Genomic DNA, 18,617 nt, shown 5'->3' on the forward strand with positions numbered 1-18,617 from the left:
TGATTTTAATGCGGACTCTGCCGATTTCTGAAGCGGGCAGAAACGAAGTCATTGTCGCGTCCTGCAAGTTGCGTATTGTCGGAAAACAATAAGAATCGGAGTACAGACCCATGCCGGTAGCCCACGATGAAGCCTTCCTTGCGCGTGCAATTGCAGCAGGCGCTGGAGACGAGCCAGCTGATCTGGTCGTGAAGGACTGCACTCTTTTCAGTGTCATCGATGGCAGCAGCGTGAAGTCCGATATCGCGATTGTCGGCGACCGTATTGTCGGCACGCACGGGAGCTACTCCGGCAAGGCGGCGGTGGATGGGCAGGGGCTGACCGCGGTGCCCGGATTCATCGACACTCATCTTCATGTCGAAAGTTCATTGGTCACGCCATTTGAATTCGACCGGTGCGTGTTGCCGCACGGTGTCACGACGGCCATCTGTGATCCGCATGAGATTGCGAATGTGCTGGGTATTGAGGGCATTCGGTACTTCCTGGACAGTTCCCTGCAGACCGTTATGGATCTCAAGGTCAACCTGTCTTCCTGTGTCCCGGCAACCGCGTTCGAAACTGCGGGTGCAAAGCTGGAAATCGAAGACCTGCTGCCGTTTAAAGACCATCCGAGCGTCATCGGCCTGGCTGAATTCATGAACTTTCCGGGCGTGCTGGGCAGAGACCCCAACGTGCTGGCAAAACTTGCGGCGTTTCAGGATGGACATATAGATGGCCATGCGCCTTTGGTCGTCGGCAACGCTCTGAATGGATATCTGGCAGCCGGCATTCGAACGGATCATGAGGCAACAACAGCTGAAGAAGCACTTGAGAAGTTGGCCAAGGGTATGACGATACTGATCCGGGAAGGCTCAGTTTCCAAGGATCTGGAAGCGCTTGCTCCCATCCTGAGTTCAGACGTTTCCGCCTTTGTCGCGCTTTGTACCGATGATCGAAACCCATTGGATATCGCCGAAGAGGGTCATCTGGATAGCATGATCCGGAGATTGATCGCGAAAGGTATCCGGCCGGTGGATGTATACCGGGCAGCCAGCTGGTCAGCCGCCAATGCCTTTGGCCTCAGGGACCGGGGGGCAATTGCACCTGGAAAGCGGGCCGACATTGCACTCTTGAGCGACTTTGAAGACTGCCGGGTGGCGCAGGTCATCAGCGGTGGTGTTGTTATCGGCAAAGACACTTTCGAGAGGCGGACCATCGTGCCGCCGGTCGGTCTGGACAGTGTCAAGGTTTCATCGGTCGAGGCAGCGAAATTCGACATCCCCGCCCGTAACAGCGAAGCTGACGTCATTGGCGTGGTGCCCGGAAAGATCATCACGGAGCACCTGAAACGGACACTGCCTGTGACCGGTGGTAAGACACTTGCTGACCTGAACCAGGACGTGCTCAAGGTCGCCGTTGTCGAGCGCCACAAGGGAACCGGCAATATCGGTCTCGGCTTCGTCAACGGGTTCGGGATGAAACAGGGCGCGATTGCTTCGTCTGTCGGACACGACAGTCATAACATCTGTGTCGTAGGCGCTGACGAACAGGCGATGGCACATGCGGTCAACAGGGTGATCGCCATGAAGGGCGGATTTGCTGTTGCAGATAGCCAGGGCGTGAAAGCGGAACTTGCCCTCCCGCTCGCGGGATTGATGAGCCTGGAGCCATTTGAAACCGTTCGCGAAGACCTGGAACATTTGCGCGCGGCGGCCAGAGACCTCGGTTGCACACTTGAAGAGCCGTTTCTTCAAGTTGCGTTCCTGCCGCTACCCGTGATTCCTCACCTAAAGATCACCGATTTCGGGATGTTCGATGTGAACAAATTCGAGTTGGTTGATCAGGGGTAATGACGCGAACCAGTCAATAGCCACGAAGTCCTTTTCTAAGGCGCGCCCATTTTTGCCAGGAACGGGCTGCAAGCAAGGTGATGATCAAGCCTGCAAGTAGTGACCAAAGGAGAGCTTTTCCGTCTATCGCAATTCTGTCCATATTGCGGGAGGTATAAGCAATCTTAGGGTTGATTGGCAGGTAGGTTACCAACAGGTCGCCAGTGTGCTCGCGATGAATGTCCTGAGGCTTCATTGTAAAGCTCAAGATCTGAGTCGTTGCGTCTACGAGTTCAATTTCAACGACGACGGTTGCACTGTTCCACGGTCCGGTGTGCGCCTCTGTATTTTCAGCACTATTTTCCAATTGAGGCGTCGAATCTTCGGATTTTCCGGTATTTTCGGAGATACTCAGGATGGTGCCAGGAACGGTTTCCCCAAAGCTGCCCAGCAGCCAATATTTCAATCCGGTATTGAAATGAACGAGCATTGAAATCAGGACGACAGCAGCTGCAATGAAAAGGATGGCCAAATGCTGGGCATATCTGTCTTCGGCAGCTTCTTTTGGATTGAACATAGATTCAGGTTTCTGATTTTGTCTTCACATCGGAAATGCACTTTATGGTGGTAGACATTCACATGGCAGGGTCTTGGTGCCAATGATTCTTACGCTCGCGGTTTCCGGATATCGCTCCCTGCGGGACATCGTTCTGCCGTTGGATCAGATCACGCTGGTCACCGGCGCGAACGGCAGCGGTAAGTCCAGCTTGTATCGTTCGATCCGGCTGTTGGCCGAAGTTGCCCAGGGTCAGGCAATCGCATCGCTTGCTGCCGAGGGTGGCTTGAACTCGACCCTTTGGGCAGGCCCGGAAGCATTTTCGCGTGCGATGAAACGGGGAGAAGCGCCTGTTCAGGGGACCGTTCGCAAGAATGTGGTCAGTCTGAAACTCGGATTTGCCGATGAAGACTACGGCTATGCAATTGACCTTGGATTGCCTGCCGATGCGGGCAGGTCGCTCTTTTCTATGGATCCGGAAATCAAGGCAGAAGCCTTGTGGGCCGGTGAGGCGTTATCCCGTTCCAATGAAATTGCCGGGCGCAACGGACCGACAGCACGCGTTTTGAATGCCCAGGGACAAAGGATCCCGGTTTTTCAGAACCTTGCCAGGTTCGACAGCATGATGACCCATGCAGCCGATCCCAAGGATGGACTTGAGTTGCTGGTGATGCGCGAGCGTATGCGGGCCTGGCGGTTCTACGATCATTTGCGCACCGACCGCGAAGCACCGGCGAGGTTTCCTAGGATCGGGACCAGAACACCGGTGCTCAGTGCGGATGGATCTGATCTCGCCGCAGCCCTGCAGACTGTCCAGGAAATTGGCGATGAACGTGAACTGGCCGATGCGATAGACGATGCGTTTCCTGGAGCTTCCGTCGAAGTTGCCGTCAATGACGGGTACTTTGAGCTGCTTATGCAGCAAAAAGGACTGTTGCGACCGCTGAAATCGAGCGAATTGTCGGATGGCACGCTGCGCTACCTGTTGTTAACCGCGGCACTCCTGTCGCCGCGACCGGCACCGCTCATTGTGCTGAACGAGCCGGAGACAAGTCTCCATCCGGCGCTCCTGGAACCGCTTGGCAGGCTGGTCGCCAAAGCGGCTGAAAAGACCCAGGTCATCGTGGTGTCGCACGCTGCTGAACTTGTTGAAGCTCTTGCATCACAACGAGGGTGTCTTCGCTATGAATTGCGCAAGGAACTGGGTGAGACGGTTGTGGACGGGGTTGAAACACCCAAATGGAATTGGCCAAAGAGATAATGGCCCTTGGCCTGGTGATTGCGAATTAAGTTTTTGAATTTCTTTTACTATTGCCATTTTTCCGGGGCGCATTACCTAAGACTTATGCCTCGTGCCTGCGAAAAAAATGAAAAGGTGTCGTTACGTCGCGAGTTGACGTGAACGGAAGGTTGCGTCATGTCAGGAGAGCCCTTTAGAGGCGGCGCTAAGCTGACTGACGGAGCCAAATGGGAAAAGAGATCTTCAGGAGAGCCCTGCTTTCGCGAAGGTTTCGGGAAACGGCCCGCATATGCAGCAGCGCGACAAAAATGCGTTGGAGAACGTTATGACGACTGCGGAGGAGTGGAACGAGGCATTTACGCCCCGTCCGGTACACGAATATCTTGAAAGCACTGTCGCCGAGTTCGGGTCGCGACCGGCCGCCGATTTCATGGGCAAAGTCTGGACCTATGCGGAGCTTGGCGAGTTGGTGGACGAAACAGCCGCGGGTCTTCAGGCCATGGGCGTCGGGCCGGGTGTGCATGTCGGATTGTGTCTTCCAAATACGCCATTCTATACGATTTTTTATTTTGCGATCATGAAGGTCGGCGCAACGGTCGCCAACTTCAATCCGCTCTATGTGGAGCGTGAAATCGCCTTCCAGGCCCGCGATGCAGATGTGCGCATCATGGTGACGATGGATCTGAAAATCATCTACGACAAGGTGGAGGAAGTCCGGAAGGAAAAGATCCTCGACAAGATTATCGTTTGTCCGATGTCCTTCTGCCTGCCAACCGTAAAGAAGGTGCTGTTCAGCCTTTTCAAGCGCAAGGAACTGGCAGACATCCCAAATGATGCGGCTCATATCCGCTTCAACGATCTGCTTGCAAAGGGACAAAAGCCGAAACCTGTCGATATCGATCCGGCTGAGTCCATCGCTGTCCTTCAGTATACCGGAGGCACCACAGGCGTTCCGAAGGGAGCGATGCTGACGCACAAGAACCTGTCTGCGAATATCGAACAGATGCGATGTGTCTTTGAAAAGGCACGGGCAGGTGAAGAGAAGATGCTTTGCGTTCTTCCGTTCTTCCACGTCTTCGCCATGACGGTTGCCCAAAACCTGTCGATCATTCTTGGTGCTGAAATGGTGCTCCAGCCGAGATTTGAGCTGAAATCTTTGCTGGATGCGATCAAGCGCAAGAAAGTGACGCTTTTCCCGGGTGTTCCAACGATCTATACGGCGATCAACAATTCGCCCCTCACCGAAAACTATGACCTTTCCAGCATCAATCTGTGCCTTTCCGGCGGCGCCCCGCTTCCGGTCGAGGTTAAGGAAAGCTTTGAAAAGCTGACCGGTTGCATCCTTGTGGAAGGGTATGGTCTGACGGAAAGCTCACCTGTTGCTGCTGTCAATCCGCTGGACGAGAACAGGCGCGCGGGCTCCATCGGGCGCCTGGTTCCCGGTACGTCGTCCAGATTTGTCAGCATTGAAGATCGCCACAGCGAGGTTGCTGAAGGCGAAAAAGGCGAATTGCTCCTTCATGGACCACAGGTGATGAAGGGGTACTGGAAGCGTCAGGATGCCACCGACGAGGCCATTACGCCTGAAGGGTATCTGCATACCGGTGACGTCGGATATCAGGATGAGGATGGCTTCATTTATCTTGTTGACCGGATCAAGGACCTGATCCTGTGTTCCGGTTACAATGTCTATCCCCGTGTCATCGAAGAAGCGATCTACCAGCACGAAGCGGTTGACGAAACCATTGTGATTGCCATTCCCGATGAGTATCGCGGTCAGTCTCCCAAAGCGTTCATCAAACTGAAGGATGGGTTCTCAATGACCGGGGAGGACGTCAAAACCTTCCTCAAGGATCACCTTTCTTCCATCGAAATGCCCAGGGATTTCGAGTTCCGGGATGAATTGCCGAAAACCATGGTTGGCAAATTGTCAAAGAAGGAACTGGTTGAGGAAGAGGCTCAGAAACGATCTGAAGCGCAGGCAAAAAGCGCCTGACGTCAATGCACTGTGCTCTGCCGTTCAAGTGGTGCTTTCAATTTGAATATCCGCGCCCGTCCGAGGCGCGGGCGAGTTTCTTGCCTCTCCGGGCCTCCCGGTGGACGGTATAAATGGATGCAGCGATGATGATGCCTGCGCCAACCAGTGTTTCGGTGCTTGGCCATTGGCTGAAGACAACTGCTCCGAAAATGGTGGCATAAAGCAGCCTTGTGTAGTCCAACGAAGCAATGGCGGTTGCTTCGCCAGCCTTGAACGCCTTGATGTTGGCCAATTGGGCTGCCCAGGAGATGCCTCCGATCATGACGAGTAGAAGCCATTGCTTCGCCGTCGGCGGTTGCCAAGTCAGCACTGCCGGTATGCTCATGATCACTCCAACACCCAACGCCTGGTAAGTCAGGATCGTCACCGGTGCATCGGTGCGGGTAAGGATGCGAACGACGATCATCACCATGCCGGCACCGGCCGCGCCGGCTATTGCGAGCGCGGCGTAAGGATCGACAAGCGTGTCGCCTCCCGGGCGCAGCATCAGCAGAACGCCCAGAAATCCGATAATGGTTGCCCCCCAGCGATGCAGTCCGACCGTTTCACCCAGCAGCCAGATCGCGAAGATCGTGACGAAAAACGTTTTGGAGAAACTGATCGCCGTCGCGTCGGCCAGGGGCAGCTCGATAATTGCGGTGAAGCCGCAAAGCATTGCGGTTGAGGCAAAAGCGATACGGGTGATTTGCAGCCAAGGCCGCTGCGTCGCCAATGAATTCGGCAACCCAGTCAGGATCGTCGGGGCGACAATTGCCAACATGACAAGCTGACGAACCAGAAGGATCTGAAAGACGCTGAGTTCCTGACCAACAAATTTGATCAGTGTCACCATGATGGAGAACAAAAAAGCCGCCAACAATATCCAAAGTGCCCCGATTGTGTTCGAAGGCAGCCCCTCGGTGAGTTTGGTCAGTCTGGCTGTCAGTCTGGTCATCGTGCCGGAGCGCGATTGCCCTTCACCCTCATCGGGCGCTGGGTCTTCTGGGGACTTGTTCATACCTGGTCCTGAGCCGCATCTGCCTCAAAGGGCAATAGGAAGGGAGCAGGGTGCTCCAAGAGGATGGGCAATTGGTTTCGTTTGCAACAAGACTAGCCAGATTTTGGCAGAAGAAAAGGCGCAGGTTTGAATTTGCGGTTCGGTAAAGCATATCTTGGGACATCGCGGAATGGATAGGGGAGGATATTTTGCGCAAGATTCAGACGCAGGGCGTGCACCACATCACGCTTGTCGGAGCGGATAGACAAACCTCCATCGACTTCTGGGAGGGATTGCTTGGGATGCCATTTGTCTTTGAGCAACCCAATCTCGACGACCCCAATCAGAGCCATCTCTATTTCGATCCGGGTGATGGGCGCTTGATCACCATTTTCACCAACGAAGACCGAAAGCCTGATGCAGAAGCTGCACCGCAGACGATCGGCTGCGTGCATCATCTGGCGCTTGACGTGTCCCAGGCAACCTTTCGGCAGATTGCTGGCAGGTTGGACGCGCTAGGAATTTCTCATAGCGGTCCGAAAGACCGCGGCTTCATGGATTCAATCTATTTTCGCGATCCGCTCGGGTTGTTGATCGAATTGGCCAGCTATCGGTTTCGACCACCTGCAGGAGTGTCAATGGGTGAGGTTATGCTCGAGGCTCACAAGCTTCGTGTCGCACGGGGAGATTACAATATCCAGGAAGTTCATCTTGCCGACGCAATCGAAAACCTTACGCACGAAACACGCAGGAGCCTTTCTGAAGACCGGAGCGCAAATAATCCTTACGAACGCCCATGATCCTGCTTTTTTGTGTGACGTGTGAGGACTGTAGTTTCGTTGGCTTTGTTGACGCAAACCAAAAGCTTGGTGCACACTGACGGAAGTCGAGTGGTCCAAAAGGGTTGCTCAGAGCATGTTCGATTCAACCGAATAAGCAGCACAATTCAAAGGACACAAGGCTCGCGGGCTGACTGTCCCTCTGGCATCCACCGCTTATGGGCACTATGTTCTAGGACAGAGCCACCTTCGCTGCGCGGCAAATTCTCAGGGAAGTTCTTCCCAAAAATACAGGTCCAAATTCATGAACCAGATGGTCACTCCGAAATTCGGTGTCGGCGCTCCATTGCGTCGGAAAGAAGACGAACCGCTGATCACAGGCAAGGGGATCTATACCGGCGACTATATGCCGGACGGCTGTCTTCATGGCGTTGTCGTTCGTTCAGCGATGGCTCACGCCAAAATCAAGATCGAGAACGCTGATGACATCCGCGAGATGGACGGTGTGCATATGGTTCTCACCGGCGCGGACGTTGCGGGAAAGTCTTTGTCGACGGCCGCTCGTATCAAGCAGCTGGATGGAACCCACTACGAAGCGCCACCTCAACCGCTTTTGTGTGAAGACACGGTTCGTTTCGTCGGGGATGCTATTGCGTTCGTCGTCGCCGACGATTTGAACCTTGCCAAAAACGCTGCAGAGATGCTCGAAATCGACTATGAACCGCTCGATGTGGTCATCGGCATTGAAAACGCTTTGAAGCCGGATGCGGCGAAGGTCTGGCCGGAGCTGGGAACCAATGTCTCTTTCACACTTGGACATGGTGACCAGGCCAAGACAGAAGAAGCTTTTTCCAAAGCTGACAAGACAGTGTCGATTGAAGTTGTCAACAACCGGATTGTCGTCAACTACATGGAACTGCGCGGCTGTGTCGCCGAATTCAACACGTCGGATAAACGTTTCAAGCTGACGCTCGGGACGCAAGGCGGTCATGGTGTGCGCGATATTCTCTGCAGCACGCTCGAACTTGAGGCAAGCGAGATCCAGGTAATCACTCCGGAAGTCGGCGGCGGTTTCGGGACCAAGGCCTTCTGTTATCGCGAATACCCGCTGGCGATGATTGCTGCCAGGTCACTGGAGCGTCCGGTGCGCTGGGCAGGTGAGAGAATGGAACATTTTGTGACGGACGCACACGGCAGGGACAATCTGACCCATGCCGAGCTCGCACTCGATGAGAACAACCGTATCCTGGGCCTCAATGTGCATGTGAAAGCTGCCATGGGCGCTTACCTTAATCAGTTCGGTCCGTTCATCCCCTATCTAGGTGCCTCGATGGCATCCGGGCTTTATGACATTCCTGCGGTCTTTGCGAAAATCGATGGTGTCTATATGCATACGGTTCCGACCGATGCCTATCGCGGAGCGGGGCGTCCGGAAGCAGCCTATGTGCTTGAGCGTCTGATCGACAAGGCCGGCGAAGAAACAGGTCTCGGCCCGATCGAATTCCGCAAGCTCAATTTCATTCGGTCGGATCAACTGCCTTACACGACCCAGACAGGGCGCCTTTATGACACCGGAGACTTCGCCGGCCACCTCGACAAAGCACTTGAAGTGGCGGACTGGGCGGGCTTCAAAGCTCGTCAGGCAGAGAGCGCTCAATCAGGCAAATACCGTGGTATCGGGATCTGTTCCTACGTCGAGGCATGTGCCTTTGCCGGCAGCGAAGAAGCCACTCTTGAGCTTGATGACAAGGGAAGCCTGACACTCCTCATCGGAACGCAAACCAACGGTCAGGGCCACGATACGGCGTACAGCCAGGTTGTTGCCGAACAGTTCGGCGTCAGCATCGAGGATGTCACCCTGGTTCAGGGCGATACAGACCGTGTCCGCAAGGGTGGTGGAACCGGTGGTTCCCGATCCATTCCGATTGGATTGCCATCTGTGCGCGACGCCAGTATCTCGTTGGTCAAAAAGGTCAAGGAGCTGGCTGCAGACAAACTTGAGGCTGGCATTGAAGATCTTGAACTTGAAAGCGGTGTGGTACGCGTCGTCGGGACGGACCAGCAGGTTACTCTTGCCGAGATCGTAGCAAGTGCCGGTGAGACGTTGTCCGCTCGCGAAGAAGTTGCGCAGTCAGAAAACACTTATCCGAATGGCACGCATATCTGTGAGCTTGAGATCGATCCGGAAACCGGCGACATCACTGTTGCAAACTACGTCATCGTGGACGATTTCGGTGTGACCGTGAACCCATTGCTGCTAACGGGTCAGGTGCATGGCGGTGTGGTCTCGGCCATCAGCCAAGCCTTGTGCGAACACACGGTTTATGACGAAGAAGGACAATTGTTGACCGCGTCTCTGCTGGACTATCAATTGATCCGGGCGGCGGACCTGCCGGAGATTCACTTTGAAACGCGCAACGTTCCATCCACTACGAATGCCATGGGTATCAAGGGTGCGGGCGAGGCCGGAACAATCGGTGGCCTGGCTGCGGTCATGAATGCCATTCAGGTAGCGTTGAAAGACGGAGCAGGCGTTGAAAAGGTTTTCGATATGCCCGCGACGCCGTTGCGGGTCTGGGACGCAATCCAGGCGGCCCGGTAAAGTTGATTGTTGTTCATCAGAAGAGGCATCCAAAAGATGCCTCTTTTTTTGTGCAAGTCACAGCGACGCCACACAGGAATTTGAGTGTTGTTGTGTCACCTGGGACTACGGCTAGACGCTGTAGTGTTTATAATTGTGTGAATAGTGTTATTCAGCTTCTTGCTTGATTTCGTCGTTACCAAGCACAGTTTGACTATCTGGCGGCTCTGATCGTCACTCATTAAACCGAACAGTCAGGAATTTACTTGTGTTTCAATCCTTCTTTCCGAAACCAAAACTGTTTTTCCTGTCTGCCGCGATATGGTCGCTTGCTGCAGTAATCGTCTGGTACGGATTTGCCAGTGACCTTGGTCCAAGCCTGGGGCTTGGAACTGCACCTGAAGGTCCACCCCCGATCGATCTCAGGTTTTTCGTGACACCCGACTTCTTGTGGTTCTACATCTACTACGCCGTTTGCACCGTGCTTTTCGGCGGTTTCTGGTGGTATTTCGAGCGCGATCACAGATGGCATGTATGGTCCGTCTGGGGTTCTTCTCTGATCATTTTCATCACCTATTTTTCGGTTCAGGTTTCGGTGGCGATCAACAACTGGCGGCGACCCTTCGGGGATACGCTGCAAAATGCGCTGGAAGGCGACAAAGGCGTTGTTGCCGCCGATTTTTACATGCTCATGCTGATGTTCGCGCAGATTGCAGGGCTGTCGATGGCACTGTTTGTGATGAACAGGTTCTTTGTCAGCCACTATATCTTCCGCTGGCGTACCGCGATGAACGACTATTACGTCGCCAAGTGGGGCAATGTTCGTCACATTGAGGGTGCTTCGCAGCGTATTCAGGAAGATACGATGCGCTTTGCCTCCATCATGGAAGGCCTGGGTGTTTCCATGATCGATGCCGTCATGACGCTGATTGCGTTCCTTCCTGTGCTTTTCAGTCTGTCGACTTATGTCAGCACCTTGCCGATTGTTGGTGAAATCCCCGCGCCTCTCTTCACCGCAGCCATTTTGTGGTCATTGTTCGGGACCGTTCTGCTTGCCGTGGTCGGGATCAGGCTGCCCGGACTTGAGTTTCACAACCAACGGGTTGAAGCCGCGTACCGAAAAGAGCTCGTCTATGGTGAGGATCATGAGCACAGGGCTCAGCCGCCAACTCTCACCGAGCTATTCAGCAATGTAAGGAAGAACTACTTCCGTCTCTATTTTCATTACCTCTATTTCAATCTGGCGCGCGGGTTCTATCTGCAGGCCGACAACATGTTCACGTATTTCATTCTGGTACCAACGATTGTCGCCGGTACGATCACATACGGTATCGTCCAGCAGATCCTGACGGCGTTTGGCCAGGTCTCGAATTCCTTCCAGTATCTGGTGAATTCCTGGTCGACGATTATCGAACTGCTTTCCATCTACAAACGCCTCAAGGGCTTTGAAGTGTCCATCGCCGAGCGCGAGACGATGCCGCCGGAAGAACTGGCGAGACTGCTGTCGGAAAAAGAGGCTAAGCTCTAGGGATTGGCAGCCTGAAAGAACAATTTCAGGCGTCAAACAGGCAGAGATTTGCGACAAAAGAGCTGCAGGGCTGTGCTTGTGCATGGCGCTAAAGCTATGACGATGCAGACCAAAGTCCGATTGGCAGAAGACATTCTGAGTGGTTCCAGCGATTTGAAACCGCGTCGCCGGATGGCGTCTGATCCCGCTTGCGCTCGTATCTCCTGATGACGAATTTCAAGAGCGGCGTTGCAAATGATGCGCACAGGACAGATACTGTTCAGGCTACTCATTTAAGACCCCGCCCCAAAACTGCCTTTTCAAGGCGATCCGTTTCTTGATGCGGCTGAGCTTTCAGTCGATGGCAGTTTCTGTTCAACGTCACGTGATTTCCAGTCCGGTGCATCACGGGCAAGACGTTTTCATTGCGCCGGTTCCTGGAATTCGTCATGACGCTTGCAAGCGTGAAAACCCGATTGAAACGGCAGCCTGCACCGACCGGCATGACGCGTCATGCGCCCATGCTCGGTATTTCACTGAAGCTGGCCTCGACAATTGCGTTTTTCGTCATGGCAACCGCGCTGAAGATCGCAGCTGAAACCGTGCCAATTGGTCAACTTGTTTTCGCACGAAACTTTTTCGGTCTGTTCCCGGTTCTGTTGATGGTTGCTTTTCGAGGCGAACTTGGGCTTGCCTTTCAAACACAGAACCCAAAGGGCCACCTGACGCGCGCTGCCGTCGGACTATCAGCAATGGTGTGCGGCTTTACTGCGCTCTATCTGCTGCCATTGCCGGATGCGACCGCGATCGGTTTTGCCACACCCCTGATCGTGGTTGTTCTCGCGTTTTTTCTGCTTGGCGAACAGGTGCGCATCTACCGTTGGAGTGCGGTCGGCGTCGGCTTTTTAGGCATTCTCGTCGTCTTGTCTCCCCATCTGGGGGAAGGGCAACTCGACAATGCTTCGGCGCTTGGCGCGCTGATTGGTGTGACGGGTGCAGGTTTTGCCGCGCTGGCCATGATCACAGTGCGAAAGCTGTGCGAGACGGAACGCACGTCAACCATCGTCACCTGGTTTGCTGGTGCTGCCACCTTGCTGTCTTTGCTGACCTTTCCCTTGGGCCTGCTTGCGTCTGGGCAAGCCTGGGTCTGGCCGGATGCATCGACTGCGGGACTGCTGGTTCTGATCGGGCTTGCCGGTGGGGTCGGACAGATTTTTCTGACGCAAAGCTATCGCTACGCGGAAGCCTCAACCATTGCTCCGTTCGACTACGTCAACATGCTGTGGGCGATTATCGTCGGCTGGCTGATCTTTTCCGAAGTGCCGGTTACAGAGGTGGTGCTCGGAGCGATGATTGTCATTGCTGCCGGCATTTTCGTGATTTACCGCGAGCACAGGCTTGGCCTCGACAGAACCAAGGCACGAAGAGCGTCCTCACCGTCAAAGTCGTGACCGCAGGGTCAGGCTTTGTGCCAAGTGTCGTTGGTCATTGTGGCTTGTAGGGGAAGGTCTCGACCGTGCTTTTGGTGCCGTCCGGAAAGACAAGCTGAACGCTGATGGATTGAACAGAGCCGTCCGGCATTTCCAGATACGGCTTGTCTTTCAAAACAGCATTCGGATTGTCCGGGTCACACGCATCCAGCTCCCAGATTTCTTCCAACGGACTTCCATTCAGGCCGAAGAAGACGTAGTCGATGCCACATTTCCAGGCTTCAAGGTGGGTAAAATAGATGAGGTCCTGGCCTTCCCAGTCCCGGAAGGCCACCCAGCTGGTCTTGGTGACTTCAAGAATTTGCTTGATCTGTTCCGGCGGCATGCCTTGTGCCTTTGCCGGTACACTCGCGGTGACTGGAAGAATGCAGAGGGTGGCGGATAGCAAGGCGGATTTCATCATGCGCATTTTTCGGCTCCTGCTTGCAGTGCCTTAAAAGGCTTTGAAAGTAATGATCGTCTTGGTGTCCTGAATCCCATCGATAGGATGCACCTTTTCATTGACGAAATGGCCGATATCCGCGTCGCTTTCGACATAGAACTTGACCAGAAGATCATAATCGCCACTGGTGGAATAGACTTCCGACGCGATTTCTGCATCTGCGATAGCGCTGGCAACCTGATAGGTCTCGCCCAGTTGGCATTTGATCATCACGAAAAACGGGGTCATACGGAGCTCCGGACGTTTGGCGCGTTGGATTAAATTGCTCTCAAGGACATCGCGCATCTCCTCGCCACAGTCAATTGCAGATGCCGACAAGCCTTTGGGCAGGTACTTGCAATCCGTTGTCAGCCTTGTTAGCAGTGCAAGCATCTCATGGGGGTGCCCGGCCATTGTGGCGCGGGCTGAGAGGCGACTTGCCAACTCCTTGAACCTGATCCGGCTGGTACCGGCGGAGGGATTTGAGATGACGATGTCTCTGGCAATAGCCTTTTTCAATCCTGCAGAATTTTCCGGCCTGAAACCGACGATGCCCGGGGGGAACACATGAGCCTCTCAATCGCGGCTTCAACGCAAGATCTTCAACCCGAGACGGTTTTTGATCTTCTGCAGCGTGTGCGCCGGCGAACACCGCGCGTTCACGCAATAACCAATGCCGTTGCGCAGGGTTTTACCGCCAATGTGCTGCTCGCACTTGGTGCCATTCCTTCCATGACCATTGCGCCGCAGGAGGTTGCGAGTTTCGCCGCCGGTGCGGATGCGCTTCTGGTCAATCTTGGCACGCTTGACGAAACCCGCCGTGCAGCCATTCCGTTGGCCGTGGCAGCCGCGCGGGAGAACAATCATCCTGTCCTGATCGACCCGGTCTTTGTGAACCTGTCGCCGGTGCGATGCGCTTTCGCCAAGGAGCTTTTGGCTTTTCAGCCGGATCTCGTTCGCCTGAACGAGGCTGAACAGAACGCTCTTTTTCACGACCGGGCAGATGTCGAGGCACTGATTGCGCAGGGAACGGTTCTTGCCGTAACCGGAGAACGGGACAAGATCGAAAGCCGCAAGAGAGATTTCCATCTTCTCAACGGCGATCCCCTGATGGCGCGCGTGACGGCGACCGGGTGTGCAGGTGGTGCCGTTTTGGCAGCATTTGCCAGTGTCGAGAAGGACACAGCATTGGCGGCTGCGGCCGGTTTGTCGGTGTTCAACATTGCAGGTGAAGTTGCTGCCGGTCAGGCAGCGGGCCCGGGCACGTTCGTGCCTGAGTTGCTCGATGCTCTTTACAGCCTCAGCCTCAGCGATATCGAAGCCCGTCTTCGCAGCGCTTAAGCATCAGAATTCCAGATTTTCGAAGGAGGACACCATGACCGCGATTGCGGTGACGATTGCAGGCTCTGATTCCGGCGGTGGCGCCGGCATTCAAGCTGATCTGAAATCCTTTTCGGCAAACGGCGTGTATGGGGCCAGCGTCCTGACCGCCTTGACTGCGCAAAACACCCTTGGCGTGAGCGCCATTCACGATATACCACCCGATTTTGTGCGGGCGCAGATGGATGCCGTCTATTCCGATTTGAATGTCGGGGCGACCAAAATCGGGATGCTCTCAAAGGTGCCGATCATAGAAGCTGTTGCTGAGGGGCTTGGAGCCCACTCAACCGGACCAGTTGTCCTTGATCCGGTGATGGTTGCCGCTTCAGGCGACCCTCTGCTCCAAACCAGCGCTGTCTCCAGTCTAATCGAGCTTCTTGTACCTCTCGCGGAGGTAATCACGCCCAATCTTCACGAAGCGGCCAGAATGCTTGAAACGGATGTCGCCGAAACAGAAGCACAGATGCAGGAGCAGGCTGAGCATCTTCTCAAGATGGGCGCGCAGTCCGTTCTGCTCAAAGGCGGGCATGGAACCGGTCAGGAGAGTGCAGACCTTTTCCTGACACCGAATGGGCCGGCGATCTGGCTTCGTGACGTTCGAATTGCCACGGGCAACACGCACGGAACCGGTTGTACCCTGTCATCTGCGATTGCCGCAGGGCTTGCCAAGGGGCAGGGGCTTGAAGCCTCGGTCAGATCAGCAAAGAGCTACATACAGGCAGCTATTGCCGCGTCTGATTTGCTCAACATCGGCCAGGGACACGGGCCAGTGCACCACTTTCATTCCCTTTGGAGCTAATGAGATGACGGACATGAAATCGTCAGAAGGACGTCTCATCAACCGCCGGTCCTTGCTGGGAGCATCGGCCCTTTCAGGCGCTTCCGTGCTCGCAGTGCCGGCAATCGCGGACGATGCTGATCCCATCGAATGGAAGATGGTTACCTCCTGGCCGAAGAACCTGCCGGGCCCAGGTGTGAGTGCACAGAGGATAGCCGATCAGGTCGCGGCTATGTCCAATGGCCGTTTTCAGATCCGGCTTTATGCAGCGGGTGAATTGGTTCCGGCGCTCGGCGTGTTTGATGCAGTGTCGGCCGGAACGGCTGAAATGGCGCATACGGCATCGTTCTTCTGGCAAGGCAAAATCCCGGCTTCGGTGTTCTTTACGGCCATCCCCTTCGGACTGTTGCCATACGAGCATATCTCCTGGATCGAACGCGGCGGCGGACAAGCACTTTGGGACGAGCTTTATGCCCCATTTGGACTGAAACCTGTCATGGCGGGCAATACGGGCGTCCAGATGGGCGGCTGGTACAAAAAAGAGCTTCAAGGGCTTGATGACCTCAAGGGACTGAAAATCCGGATGCCGGGCCTTGGCGGCGAAGTGATGCGTCGTCTCGGGGCAACGCCCGTGGGACTGCCGCCTGGGGAACTTTTTCAAGCACTTCAATCGGGTGTTCTCGATGCTACCGAGTTTCTTGGTCCCTGGTCCGATCGGGCAATGGGTTTTCAGAAAGTCGCCAAGTCCTACTATTCGCCTGGCTTTCATGAACCCAACGGCACTGGTGAAGCCCTTTTCAATCAGGATGCATTTGATCGGTTGCCTGAAGACTTTCAGAGTGTCTTGCTTGAAGCATGCCGTGCGGAGAACGGACGGGCACTTGCTGAAAGTGATTGGGAAAACGCGGGCTCATTACAGCTGCTTCAGGACGAAGACGGCGTCAGCGTGTTGCCTTATCCCGATGACATCATGAGTGCGCTGAAAGAAACCGCGGGAATCGTCCTGACAGAGTTTGCCGAGAAAGACCCCTTGGCGAAACGCATCTATGAAAGTCACCAGACGGCGAAGCACAGACTTGGTCCCTGGAGCAGCGTGGCAATGCGCAGCTTCATGACAGCCAGAGACGACAGTGTGTGAAGTGACTTTCGGCAGTGCCGTCCCGTCCCGGTCTGGCACTGCCGGTTTCGCAACTGCATATCAGGCAGTTGCGTCAACAACCACATGGATGTGCAGGGCGATGACACACACAGGTTGTGCCCTTGAAGCAGGTGATTTCTTGGAAAATTCGATCTGAATTCGGGGTGATTTCGGCATCTCGGAGACCTTTTGAGGTCACCAAACGGGGCACAGTCTTCAAATCTGCCTTTCTATGGATTGTGCAAATTGCCAGTGTTTCTGCGGAAGTTTGTCCAACAAGGGCGGCATATTCCCTTGGGGTACGTGTGGCAAAGCCGCAACGTCCACAGGTTAATTGACGTTATCGGAAGGTTGTCTCTCGATTGCCTATTTTCTAGGCAATCGTGTGAAAGTGTGTCGCCAACGTGACAAACAGTCTCAGAAGCGAACCTTTTGTCAGTGTTATGATCCTGCCTAAGAGAATAACCTGTCTGATTAAGGCGTATTTCGCGCTGCAGCAAAGTTTTTCTTAAAGCTGATTGAGTTTTTTAACGTGTTGAATCGGTCTTCGTTCTCCGGGAAACCTGTCTAGAGATGTCACGAAACATCCTTGGGCATGAGGACGGGAGAAAACGTAATGCCGTGGGCAGACAAAAGAACACTACTACTTACAACTTCTGCAATTATTCTATCTGTAGTTGCGACCAGTGCGCATGCAGGGGGCTTCGCTCTTCGTGAGCAAAGCTCTTATTATCAGGGGCTGTCATTCGCAGGCTATGGAACTTCGGGCGGTGGTATATCCTCTATGTACTGGAACCCGGCGTCGCTGATAGGTGCGCAACAGGGCCTGACTGTCGAGGCGCACAACACAGGGCTTTTCCCGGTCTCGGAAATCGATGGAACGCTCAGCGGGGGAGCGCTTGGGACATCATCTATCGGAAGCGGCGACATCGCGTCTGATGCTTTTATTCCGGCATCCTATGCCGCCTATCGGCTGAACGACCAACTGATTTTCGGTGTCGGCGTCAATGCGCCCTTCGGATTGTCTACCAAACCGGAGCAAAACTGGGCGGCTCAGTTCTATTCAAGATCGTCGTCGGTGTTCTCGCTAAACGTCAATCCGGCTGTTGCGCTTCAGATCAACGAGATGTTTTCGTTGGCCGTCGGTATTCAGGTTCAATATCTCGATGTCTCGCTGAAGTCGGCTGACGCGACCTCGGGAGCAGGGTTTCCGCGTTCGAACGAAATCTCGGGCAGCAGCATCGGCTATGGTGTTACGGCCGGTCTGACGGTACGCCCGATGGAGGGTACGGAAATCGGTGTCGGTTATCGTTCCGGCGTCGGTCATGACCTTGATGGTGACCTGATCGTTGGAGGTGTGACCCGGGCCATCGGCCTTGGTGTCGTAACGCCCGATATGGTCAACATTTCTGCCCGGCAAAAAATCACTGACAAAATTCGTGTATTGGGTACCGTTGAATGGACAAACTGGAGCCGGTTGAAATCGCCGCGTGCAATTTCCGATGCAACCGGCGCAGCGCTGACCACGCTTCATTTCAACTATGATGACGGCTGGTTTTTCTCGCTTGGTGGGGAATACGACTACAACGAGAAGCTGACCTTTCGCGCTGGTCTTGGCTACGAAATCTCACCGATCGACGAGGATATCCGCTCGACCCGTTTGCCGGACAACAATCGCTGGTGGCTCTCCGCAGGTGCAAGCTACAACTTCAACAAGCATCTGTCTTTTGATTTGGGGTACACGCACATCATCCCGGAATCGACAAAGATCAATATCGATTCCAACCACCAGGACTTTAACGCGACCTTCGGCACCTACACTGCCGATGTCGACAGCCATGTGAACATCATTTCAGCGTCGCTGCGTTACAAGTTCTGATCAAGTCAAAGTGGGAATGCAATGGGCCGGGGAAAACCCCGGCCTT

The 18,617-nt window shown here is 54.5% G+C and carries 15 protein-coding genes and 1 riboswitch; of the genes, 11 read left to right on the forward strand and 4 right to left on the reverse strand.

What is annotated here, in order from left to right; genetic code table 11:
- Positions 1–110 precede the first annotated feature (110 nt).
- The gene (gene ade, locus K1718_RS10775) at positions 111–1,829 is read left to right on the forward strand and encodes an adenine deaminase (RefSeq protein WP_265684398.1); all 1,719 of its coding nucleotides are present in this window, start codon (positions 111–113) and stop codon (positions 1,827–1,829) included.
- 13 nt (positions 1,830–1,842) lie between these two features.
- Here the strand turns inward: ade and K1718_RS10780 are convergent, their stop codons facing one another.
- Entirely contained in the window at positions 1,843–2,385 is a 543-nt protein-coding gene (locus K1718_RS10780) for a hypothetical protein (RefSeq protein WP_152500924.1), read from the reverse strand.
- Positions 2,386–2,467: 82 nt separating this feature from the next.
- Between K1718_RS10780 and K1718_RS10785 the strand changes: the two genes are divergently transcribed.
- Both K1718_RS10785 and K1718_RS10790 read left to right on the forward strand, forming a co-directional pair.
- On the forward strand, positions 2,468–3,625 hold the full coding sequence (locus K1718_RS10785; RefSeq protein ID WP_265684686.1) for an AAA family ATPase: 1,158 nt from the start codon (positions 2,468–2,470) through the stop codon (positions 3,623–3,625).
- A gap of 304 nt (positions 3,626–3,929) precedes the next feature.
- Positions 3,930–5,600 carry a long-chain-fatty-acid--CoA ligase gene (locus K1718_RS10790; protein ID WP_265684399.1) on the forward strand — a complete coding sequence of 557 codons (1,671 nt, stop codon included), beginning with the start codon at positions 3,930–3,932 and terminating at the stop codon, positions 5,598–5,600.
- Positions 5,601–5,637: 37 nt separating this feature from the next.
- Here the strand turns inward: K1718_RS10790 and K1718_RS10795 are convergent, their stop codons facing one another.
- Positions 5,638–6,639: a DMT family transporter gene (locus tag K1718_RS10795; RefSeq protein WP_209006894.1), complete on the reverse strand. Its 1,002-nt coding sequence runs from the start codon at positions 6,637–6,639 to the stop codon at positions 5,638–5,640.
- A 188-nt stretch (positions 6,640–6,827) separates the two neighbouring features.
- On the opposite strand from K1718_RS10795, the gene K1718_RS10800 reads away from it, so the two are divergent.
- From K1718_RS10800 to K1718_RS10815, 4 genes are all read left to right on the forward strand, one after another.
- The gene (locus tag K1718_RS10800) at positions 6,828–7,418 is read left to right on the forward strand and encodes a VOC family protein (protein ID WP_265684400.1); all 591 of its coding nucleotides are present in this window, start codon (positions 6,828–6,830) and stop codon (positions 7,416–7,418) included.
- Between the two features lie 283 nt (positions 7,419–7,701).
- Positions 7,702–9,999 carry a xanthine dehydrogenase family protein molybdopterin-binding subunit gene (locus K1718_RS10805; RefSeq protein ID WP_265684401.1) on the forward strand — a complete coding sequence of 766 codons (2,298 nt, stop codon included), beginning with the start codon at positions 7,702–7,704 and terminating at the stop codon, positions 9,997–9,999.
- Positions 10,000–10,246: 247 nt separating this feature from the next.
- Entirely contained in the window at positions 10,247–11,506 is a 1,260-nt protein-coding gene (sbmA, locus tag K1718_RS10810; protein ID WP_152500928.1) for a peptide antibiotic transporter SbmA, read from the forward strand.
- A 428-nt stretch (positions 11,507–11,934) separates the two neighbouring features.
- Positions 11,935–12,936 carry a DMT family transporter gene (locus tag K1718_RS10815; protein ID WP_265684402.1) on the forward strand — a complete coding sequence of 334 codons (1,002 nt, stop codon included), beginning with the start codon at positions 11,935–11,937 and terminating at the stop codon, positions 12,934–12,936.
- A 34-nt stretch (positions 12,937–12,970) separates the two neighbouring features.
- Here the strand turns inward: K1718_RS10815 and K1718_RS10820 are convergent, their stop codons facing one another.
- On the reverse strand, positions 12,971–13,384 hold the full coding sequence (locus K1718_RS10820) for a hypothetical protein (RefSeq protein WP_152500930.1): 414 nt from the start codon (positions 13,382–13,384) through the stop codon (positions 12,971–12,973).
- Positions 13,385–13,408: 24 nt separating this feature from the next.
- Positions 13,409–13,645, reverse strand: a complete 237-nt coding sequence (locus K1718_RS10825) for an Lrp/AsnC ligand binding domain-containing protein (RefSeq protein WP_265684403.1) — start codon at positions 13,643–13,645, stop codon at positions 13,409–13,411.
- 139 nt (positions 13,646–13,784) lie between these two features.
- Positions 13,785–13,895: riboswitch (TPP riboswitch) on the forward strand.
- Between the two features lie 68 nt (positions 13,896–13,963).
- Between K1718_RS10825 and thiM the strand changes: the two genes are divergently transcribed.
- From thiM to K1718_RS10845, 4 genes are all read left to right on the forward strand, one after another.
- Complete coding sequence (gene thiM / locus K1718_RS10830; RefSeq protein ID WP_265684404.1) at positions 13,964–14,737, forward strand: hydroxyethylthiazole kinase; 774 nt, start codon at positions 13,964–13,966, stop codon at positions 14,735–14,737.
- A 34-nt stretch (positions 14,738–14,771) separates the two neighbouring features.
- Complete coding sequence (thiD, locus tag K1718_RS10835) at positions 14,772–15,575, forward strand: bifunctional hydroxymethylpyrimidine kinase/phosphomethylpyrimidine kinase (RefSeq protein WP_265684405.1); 804 nt, start codon at positions 14,772–14,774, stop codon at positions 15,573–15,575.
- Between the two features lie 4 nt (positions 15,576–15,579).
- On the forward strand, positions 15,580–16,692 hold the full coding sequence (locus tag K1718_RS10840) for a TRAP transporter substrate-binding protein (RefSeq protein WP_265684406.1): 1,113 nt from the start codon (positions 15,580–15,582) through the stop codon (positions 16,690–16,692).
- Between the two features lie 616 nt (positions 16,693–17,308).
- Entirely contained in the window at positions 17,309–18,571 is a 1,263-nt protein-coding gene (locus K1718_RS10845) for an OmpP1/FadL family transporter (RefSeq protein ID WP_265684407.1), read from the forward strand.
- Positions 18,572–18,617: the final 46 nt, after the last annotated feature.

Source organism: Roseibium porphyridii (assembly GCF_026191725.2).
GTDB lineage: Bacteria > Pseudomonadota > Alphaproteobacteria > Rhizobiales > Stappiaceae > Roseibium > Roseibium porphyridii.